This is a genomic window from uncultured Corynebacterium sp., assembly GCF_902782855.1.
In the GTDB taxonomy this organism is placed as follows: Bacteria; Actinomycetota; Actinomycetes; order Mycobacteriales; family Mycobacteriaceae; genus Corynebacterium.
In genome coordinates this window covers 1-7972 of sequence record NZ_CACZOO010000277.1, presented here as the reverse complement: position 1 = coordinate 7972, position 7972 = coordinate 1, and the positions used below count along the sequence as shown (strand labels likewise).

Annotated in this window: 8 protein-coding genes; 4 read left to right on the top strand and 4 right to left on the bottom strand. The window is 67.2% G+C overall.

Going from position 1 to position 7972, the window contains the following annotated elements; all coding sequences use genetic code 11:
* Window positions 1-54 precede the first annotated feature (54 nt).
* The gene (locus QZV72_RS11220) at window positions 55-1392 is read right to left on the bottom strand and encodes a hypothetical protein (protein WP_297008504.1); all 1338 of its coding nucleotides are present in this window, start codon (window positions 1390-1392) and stop codon (window positions 55-57) included.
* Between the two features lie 203 nt (window positions 1393-1595).
* Here QZV72_RS11220 and QZV72_RS11215 point away from each other — a divergent pair, with 203 nt between their 5' ends.
* A complete protein-coding gene (locus QZV72_RS11215) occupies window positions 1596-2918 on the top strand; it encodes a YibE/F family protein (RefSeq protein ID WP_297008509.1) in 1323 nt (440 codons plus the stop codon).
* Between the two features lie 34 nt (window positions 2919-2952).
* The gene (locus QZV72_RS11210) at window positions 2953-3408 is read left to right on the top strand and encodes a hypothetical protein (RefSeq protein WP_297008502.1); all 456 of its coding nucleotides are present in this window, start codon (window positions 2953-2955) and stop codon (window positions 3406-3408) included.
* Between the two features lie 18 nt (window positions 3409-3426).
* Here the strand turns inward: QZV72_RS11210 and QZV72_RS11205 are convergent, their stop codons facing one another.
* The 3 genes from QZV72_RS11205 to QZV72_RS11195 form a co-directional block, all read right to left on the bottom strand.
* Window positions 3427-4317 (bottom strand): hypothetical protein, encoded by an 891-nt coding sequence (locus QZV72_RS11205; protein ID WP_297008500.1) that lies wholly within the window; start codon window positions 4315-4317, stop codon window positions 3427-3429.
* Between the two features lie 296 nt (window positions 4318-4613).
* Complete coding sequence (locus QZV72_RS11200) at window positions 4614-5156, bottom strand: TetR/AcrR family transcriptional regulator (protein ID WP_297008499.1); 543 nt, start codon at window positions 5154-5156, stop codon at window positions 4614-4616.
* Complete coding sequence (locus QZV72_RS11195) at window positions 5143-6654, bottom strand: MFS transporter (protein WP_297008497.1); 1512 nt, start codon at window positions 6652-6654, stop codon at window positions 5143-5145. The genes QZV72_RS11200 and QZV72_RS11195 overlap by 14 nt, the downstream gene beginning before the upstream one ends.
* Window positions 6655-6944: 290 nt before the next feature.
* On the opposite strand from QZV72_RS11195, the gene QZV72_RS11190 reads away from it, so the two are divergent.
* Window positions 6945-7709 carry an aspartate/glutamate racemase family protein gene (locus QZV72_RS11190; RefSeq protein ID WP_297008508.1) on the top strand — a complete coding sequence of 255 codons (765 nt, stop codon included), beginning with the start codon at window positions 6945-6947 and terminating at the stop codon, window positions 7707-7709.
* 5 nt (window positions 7710-7714) lie between these two features.
* On the top strand, window positions 7715-7972 hold a 258-nt coding region (locus QZV72_RS11185), incomplete at its 3' end, for a cytosine permease (protein WP_297008506.1).

Below are 7972 nucleotides of genomic sequence, written 5' to 3'. Positions count from 1 at the left end.
GCAGTTGTAGCTGCCAGGAAGCAACCCAGGCTGCATCGGCGTCCTATGAGACGTCTACCAGCGGCCCTGGGCAGGCGGCGTCTGTCCGGGGTTCTGCGGCGGGTACTGCTGACCCGGCTGCGGCGCCTGGCCGTATTGCTGGCCGAACTGCTGGCCGTACTGCTGGCCGTACTGCTGCGGCTTCGCCCCACCGATCAGGCCGAACTCCACCAGCAGGTACAGCACGGCCACGGCAAGCAGCACCAGGCTGAAGAAGAGGGTGAGGAAGACGCCGACGGAGGCGGAGTCACCGTCAGGCCTGTCTCCGCCCAGCTCCCTGAACAGGCCGTAGTCGGAGACCAGGCCGATGAACGCGGTGAACAGTGCGAGCGCGGCACCTACGGCGATGAGCACGGCACCGATCTTCTTCCGTGCCGTCGCCACGAGCACGAGCGCGCCGAGGAGAATGAGGGCGAAGGTGAAGGTGGCCGTGAACAGCGGGAACAGGCTGAGATCACTGGCAGAGGCGGAATCCCCGTAGACCGAGTACTCCACAGAGCGGCTTCCGAGTCCGTTGACGGTCATCCTGGTGCCTGACTCCCCGACTGAACGCCAGTTGAGGATGTAGCTGAGCACCAGGAGCAGGAACAGGACGACCGCTCCACCTGCGACATAGACCGGCCGCAGCACTGCAGCCGGACCGGTGAGCGGAACGGCCGGGGCCGCGGCCGCAGCGGGAAGCAGCGGCCCCTGCACGGACAGGAAGTAGAGGATGCCGAATGCCAGGGTCACCAGACTGATGACCAGCGCGACGAAGATTCCGGAGCTCAACCCCCAGTCCAGAACATCATCCTCCGGTCCTGCCTCCATGCCCATGAACTTCTTGTCCATACCGAAGTCGGTGAACAGGCTGATGAAGGAGTACAGCACACCGATGCCGCCGGCGACGGCCAGGCACAGCGCGGCGATCTTCCTGTACACCGTCATCAGCGCCAGCACGGCGGCGACGACGATGAGCAACAGCACGAACAGACCGAGGAAGTAGAACCCCGTCACCAGGCCCCGCATCGACTCCCCGTCGTAAGTCGCCTTCTGGACTCCGAAACCGTTGACGGTCGCCTTGCCGCCGTCCTCGCTGAAACTCTTCCAGCTCAGCCAGTACCCCAGCAGGGTCAGCAGGAAGAGGACGCCGGCCCCGATGCCCGCGTTCAACGGCGTGAACAGCTGACGCAGCGCGGCGAGTCCCGAACCCTTCTGCTGCGGGGCGGCTTGCTGCGGCGTGTACCCACCCTGCGGTCCCTGGGCCCACGGCCCCTGCCCCTGATCCGCCGGGTACCGCCCGTACTGGTTTTCCCCGGACCGGCCCGGGCTGCCGTTCTGCGGCGCTCCGTTCCATGGTTGATTGTCCGTCATGGTGACCTTCTCCTTCAGGTGTCTGTGGTGAACATGGATAAAACGTCATTCGCCCCGCGACTCTACCTACCTCCGGCCTCTGTTCTGAGGGCACCCGCCAGACAGGGCAGTCACGCAGTCACCCCTGCCCGGTCGTGGCAGACTGGGCGGGTCAGTTCCGCCACGCCCGGGACGCCGTCCGCCGACAGAAAGGCACCACCACAGTGGGACGCCACGCAGCTCCGGAAGAACACCCCGAGCACGACCACCAGCACTCCCTCACGGAGCTCCACTCCCACGGCCACAGTCACTCCCATGACACCGGCCCGTGGATCTCCGACCCCCGGAAGATCACCTGGACACCGTCGCGTGCCGTCCTGGCGTCCTTTCTGTTCCTGGGGGCCATCGCCACGGTCATCGCTGTGGCGATGCAGTGGCCGCACGGCAAGGCCGTCACCTCCGACGGTTTCCACCAGACCTCGAACCTGGCGCAGGAGGTCGCCGAGGGCACCGTCGCGCTGGAGACCACCGGCTCCTGCTCCTCGACGCAGATCGGCAGGGCCTTCGACTCCGCCCCCTCCGCCGAGGCACCCGGCGCCGAGCCCTGTGACCAGCTGATCGTCGACATCACCGACGGTCCCGACGAGGGGCGCCGCACGCTGCTCGCCTCGCCGAACAGTGACCAGGACGCCGACGTCAGCATCGGCGATCACGTTCTGCTGGCCACCACCACAGATCCGGACGGCACCCGCTCCTACGCGTTCCAGGACTTCCAGCGGGGGACGCCGCTGTGGATCTGGCTGGCCGTGACCATCCTCGCGATCTGCCTGGTCGGTGCGTGGCGCGGGGTGCGGGCGATCCTCGGCCTGGCGATCACCCTGGGTGTCATCGGGGTGTTCCTGCTCCCCGCTCTGGCCCGCGGGGGCAACCCGGTTGTCCTGGCGATCACCGCGTGTGCGGCGGTGCTCTACCTCGTGCTGTTCCTCGTGCACGGGATGAACTGGAAAACGGCGTCCTCGTTGGGCGGGACCCTTGTGGCCATGCTCTTCGGCACCGGACTGGCGGCCCTGGCCATCGACACCTCGGAGTTGCGCGGTCTCGCCGACGAGAACAACTTCCAGATCCTGCTGTACCTGCCCGGGGTGCAGGTCACCGGACTGTTGTTGGCCGGGTTCATCCTCGGCACCCTCGGCGTGCTGAACGACGTGACGGTGGCGCAGGCGTCCACCATCAGTGAGCTGCAGGAGGCGAACCCGGACGCGGGCCGGTGGCAGTTGTTCACCACCGCCATGCGGGTCGGACGCGACCACCTCGCCTCCACGGTGTACACCCTGGTGCTCTCCTACGCCGGTGCCGCGCTGCCGCTGCTGGTGCTGCTCAGCGTCTCCGGTCGTTCGCTGACGCACATCCTCACCTCGGACATCATGGCCACCGAGATCCTCCGCTCGGCGACGGGCTCACTGGCCCTGGTCGCCGCCGTGCCGCTGACCACGGCGATCGCGGCTGTGACGACGAGTGTGAAGAATTCGGCGAAGAAGACATCATGAAACACTGGTCGGAACCTGCATCAGGAGAATGTACATGGACCCGAACCCCATCGATGACATCATCGCCGAGGGGATGGAGTTGTTCGCCGATCAGCTCCGCGCGCTCGAGCAAGAAGCCACGGCTCTGACGGACAGGTGGCTGGCGACCCCTCCCGACTGGTACCCCCTCGAGATGATGGACTGGTCAGACCGTTCCCTCGACGCACTGGGGGATCCCCTGCGCGGCCCCGCAGGACCGGAGATCGGCAGGGAGGTCTCGCTGTTCATCGGTGAAGGCTTCATCCGGAACCACGGTTGGAGCTGGACGGTCGCCAGAAAGCCGTGCCTGGATCCTCTGATGATCATCCACAGCTTCGGCGTCCTCCCACCGAGTCACAGCCAGATCGAGTTCCCCAGCGGTCTCCTCAAGAATGCCCGGGACTACCCTCATCTCCCCTTCTCCACCATTGTGAGCCTGGAGGACACGGCTGCATCGGCCGACCTCGTCTGACTGAGTCTGACCGTCCCCTCAGTCCTTGTCGCGTTCCGGAGCAGGGGCTTCGCTCTCAAGGACCTCGTCCTCAAACACGACCTCCCCGACGACTTCCCCATCCACGAGAGTGGCTGCGAAGTCCTCATTGAGTTCCAACTCCGCGGGGTCGAACTCACCGTTGAGGTTACGGATGAACACCTCGGTCAGCCTATGACCCATCGGACGGAAGGCCACGAAAGTCAGCCCGGCCGAGACGACACCACCGAGCACCGGAACCGCCTTGGCGACCGTCTTCCCCACAGTCTGTTTGGTGATGTTCTGCCCGATGAGTGCCAGGCTCTTCTTGAGCAGCGGGTACCACGCGGTCTTCGTCAACGCGTTGGCGGCGATCTTCGCCCCAAGATTAGCCCCCAGAGACTTGGATGTCTGCGAGATCAACACCGCCGCCCCACTGGCGCCGAACATACCTCCGAGCAGGGCGATAACCCTGATCTTCGCGTCCTCCGAGATCTCCCCGGAATCCCCGAAAAGGTCGTCCTCGCCGAAGAGGTAGGCGATCTGCTGCGCCATGCGGATGGCGAAACCGAAGTACTGGACAACGTCCGCCCCGCCGGCAGGAATCATCATCGCCGGGTTGGCGGGGAGCCCCGCCACGAACGACACCGACGCCGTCTTGGTCGTATTGCTCTTCACGACCTTCTTCGACTTCTCCCTCAGGGACTCGGGGGTGTACACCGACTGCGGCCCATGCTCCAGAATGTGATCGAGGTGCGGCGAATCCGCGAACTGCTGACGGAGGAACTGATCCCGATCGACCCGGACCACCGGTAGTTTCGCCGCCACTCCGATCATGTTGAGCGCGGTGTCCTGCAGCTTCTGCTCAGCAACCGCACCCTTGGTACCTTCGGCTTCGTTCCTCTTCGCCATCGTTTCCTTAATCCTCTACCCCTGAGTATGTGTACGCCGGGATCGGCGCACCGCCAGCACAGCCAAGAACGTTCCGGCCGGACGCTACGTTAGCGGAGGTACCGGACGTCACAGTCGTCCCCGGCAGCCGTCATTCGAACACCATCAGGCGCCATGCGCGGAGACGCTGCCCCGCGTACCCGGGTCAACTACCTGGCGAGGCAGGGTCGGGTGTGGCCGGGTCGGGTGCCTCAGGTTGGCGGAACGGGGCAAAACCAACCCACAGCGCCCGAGCCAGGCCGAGAGCATCACGAAACCTAGGGAATCAGCCCCAGCAGCGCGGTCGTCAGCGCCTCACGCTGCGCCTTCGTCAGCGACCGGTGCACGTGGTCGTGGACCCACAACCCGTCGGCGGCGACCTGCACCAGGTACGACATCCGGGCGAGGTCCCCGGCCTCCCCGGCCGCGGTCAGCTCGTCGGACGGGGGCATCCACCGCCGGTCGACCTCCTCCCACACGCCGGCGAACTCCGGGTCGGTCGCGGCATCGAGCTGCACCATCAGCTCCGCCCGGGTCGCCGCATGGCTCAGCGTCATCACGACCGCCCGCAGCCGCGTCGCCGCGTCCACCTCGGACGCCTCTCCCCCGGCCGCCGCCACCAGATCCCGCTCCCACTCCGCGGCGAGGTACCGGTGGATGCCGACCAGCAGGTCCCGGCGCGACGGGAAGTGGTAGACGATGCCCGACTTGGAGAAGCCCGCGGCGTCCGCGAGCGACTCATAGGTCACCGCTTCGATCCCGGTGTCGGCGATGATGCCGACAGCGGTGTCCAGGATGAGGTCCCTCTTACTGGTGCGCAACGGTACCCTTCGGATTGCCGGCGAAGCACCGGGCGGTCAGCGCCGCGGCGACCAACGCCACGCCGCAGATGATGGCCAGGACGTACAGGTAGGCGGAATCGTAGGCGGCGACCGCGTCCGCCCCGAACACCGGATCGTCCACACCCAGGTCCACGTCGTGCGCGACCTGTTCCGGAGCCCGGAGCGCGTAGAACATGGGCATCAGACTACCGAGGATCGAGACCGAGACCAGCGTCCCGAACTCGTAGGAGACCTCCTCGACGGCGGACGCCATACCCGCCTTCGACTGCGGCGCCGACCCGATGATCGCCGTCGAGGAGACGGACATGACCATGCCCGCGCCCGCACCGATCGCCACGAAGCAGAGCACGAAGGCCCACAGCGGCGCATGGGCGAACGCCCACATGCCGACCCCCAGCCCGGCGGCGATGATGAGGAATCCGCCGCTGATCAGCGTCCGGAACCCGACCCGGTGCAGGTACGCGCCGCCGAGGACGGAGGCCGGGATCGCCGGCAGTGCCGCGGAGGCGACGAGCAGTCCCGCCTCCAGCGGGCTGAATCCGCCGGCGGTCTGGTAACGCTGCGTGGTCATCATCTCGGCGCCGGCCATGACGAACATCGCCAGCACCGCGGCGACGGTGCCGCCGGTGAACATCCGGTCGCGGAAGATACCGAACTCGAGCAGCGGCTCTCTGCCGTCCGCGACCAGCAGTCGCTGCCGGCGCCGGAACGCCGACGCCCCGGCACAGCCGACGGCGACCGCGGCCGCGAAGAGGATCATGCTGCGGTCCGGGTTCGCCAGTTCCTTGATGCCCATGACCATGCCGACCATCGCGAACATCGCGAACAGGGAGGATGTGAAGTCCCACCTCCGGGTACGGTCCGGCATGTTCGGCGGGGCGAAGACCAGGGTGCCGACCAGGGCCACGGCGGCGACCGGCACGTTGATGAGGAACACGGAGTGCCAGGAGTAGTGCTCCAGCAGCAGGCCGCCGAGCACCGGGCCGGACGCCGAGCCGACGACGGCGACCGACACCCAGACGCCGATGGCGGTGGCGCGCTCACGCTCATCGGGGAAGATCTGGCTGATCAGCGCCAGGGTGGCGGGCATCATCGTCGCTGCGGCGACACCGAGGACCGCCCGGGCACCGATGAGGTACTCGGCGTTCGGGGCGAGAGCGGCGAGGAGGGACCCGACACCGAAGGTGGTGACGCCGATGATGAACATCAACCGGTGACCGATCCGGTCGCCGAGGGTTCCGGTGCCGAGGAGAAGGCCGCACAGGACCAACGGGTAGGCGTTGATGATCCACAGGCCCTCAAGGTCGGTGGTGTGCAACTGGGCACGCAGCTCGGGCAGGGCGGTGTAGAGGATCGAATTGTCGGCGCCGACGAGGAAGAGACCGAGACTGAGCAGCACGAGGAATCCCCAGCGCCGGGCGGGCGGGAGGGACGCGGTCGTGCGGGCGTGGTCCGGGGTGTGCACGGTGGTACTCATAACGGCCCGTAACTGTACCGCACGTTCGGTGCAGTTATCAAGGTAGCGGCGTATGGGCGGTGACATGCGTCGACCACGGCCGCCACCCGCCGGCGGCGTGACGCGTCCCCCCCCGGGAGAGCATCCCGGGGAACGTTAACTGAATCGAAACACCCGGAACATCCTCCGGCCACATTCCGTGCGCTAGCGTTTCCCCGGTCGAACAGCCACCGCCCCCAGCGGAATTCCCAGAAGAGTTCCCCAGAAAACCGGAGTCACCCATCTTGACCGAGAACGCATCACGCGTCGGCATCACCATCGGCATCGTCAACGTCAACACCAGCGCCGCCATGACACAGACCATCGTGTCCGCCGCGACCGCCGTCGCGGCCCCCGACACGACCGTCATCGGCGTCACCCCGACCATCGGACCCGAATCCGTGGAGACCCATGTCGAGGCCGCCCTGTCGCAGGTCGGAGTCATCACCGCCGTGCACCGGCGGCACACCGCCCCGGTCACCCCCGACGCCCCGGCGATCGACGCCTGGATCATCGCCGGCTACGGGGACGAGGGCCGCGAGGCCCTCCAGGAACTCGTCGACGTTCCCGTCGTCGACATCACCGAGGCCGCCGCCATCGCCGCGATGGCCGTCGGCGACCGCTACGCGGTGGTCACCACCCTCGACCGCACCGTCCCGATGATCCGCGGCCGGCTCCGGCTGGCCGGTGTTCTCGACCGGTGTGTGTCGGTACGGGGCACCGGGCTCGGCGTCCTCGAACTCGAGGAGGACGCCGGGCGCACCGACGACCTGATCCTCGATCTCGCCCGCGACGCCCTGGCCGACGGTGCCGAGGCCGTCTGCCTCGGCTGCGGTGGCATGGCCGGACGCGCACGTGGACTCAGCGCGGAGCTCGGCGCCCCGGTCATCGACGGTGTCACCGCGGCGGTCGGTATCGCGGAGTCCCTGGTCCGTCAGGGGCTCACCACGTCACGGGTCGGCACCTACGCCCCCCGCGCCCCCAAGCGGCTGTCCGGCTTCGCCGGACTGGAGGTTCCGGAAACGGAGCAGCCGTGAGCGGTATGAGAGACGAGGTCGTGTACCCGCAGGGTGCCGATCCCGAACTGATCAACGACGACATCGCCCCGCTGAAGGAACAGAAGTGGGGCGCCTACAACATCTTCGCCTTCTGGATGTCCGACGTGCACTCCGTCGGCGGGTACACCACCGCCGGCGCCCTGTTCGCCATGGGGCTGACCTCGTGGCAGGTGCTCCTGGCCCTGCTGGTGGGCATCTTCATCGTCTACTTCGCCTGTAATCTCGTCTCCTCGCCCTCGCAG

Excerpts from the sequence above, each read along its gene's own strand:
- QZV72_RS11220 (WP_297008504.1), bottom strand. The coding sequence starts at position 1,392 with ATGACGGACAATCAACCATGGAACGGAGCGCCGCAGAACGGCAGCCCG.
- QZV72_RS11210 (WP_297008502.1), top strand. The coding sequence starts at position 2,953 with ATGGACCCGAACCCCATCGATGACATCATCGCCGAGGGGATGGAGTTG.
- QZV72_RS11205 (WP_297008500.1), bottom strand. The coding sequence starts at position 4,317 with ATGGCGAAGAGGAACGAAGCCGAAGGTACCAAGGGTGCGGTTGCTGAG.
- QZV72_RS11195 (WP_297008497.1), bottom strand. The coding sequence starts at position 6,654 with ATGAGTACCACCGTGCACACCCCGGACCACGCCCGCACGACCGCGTCC.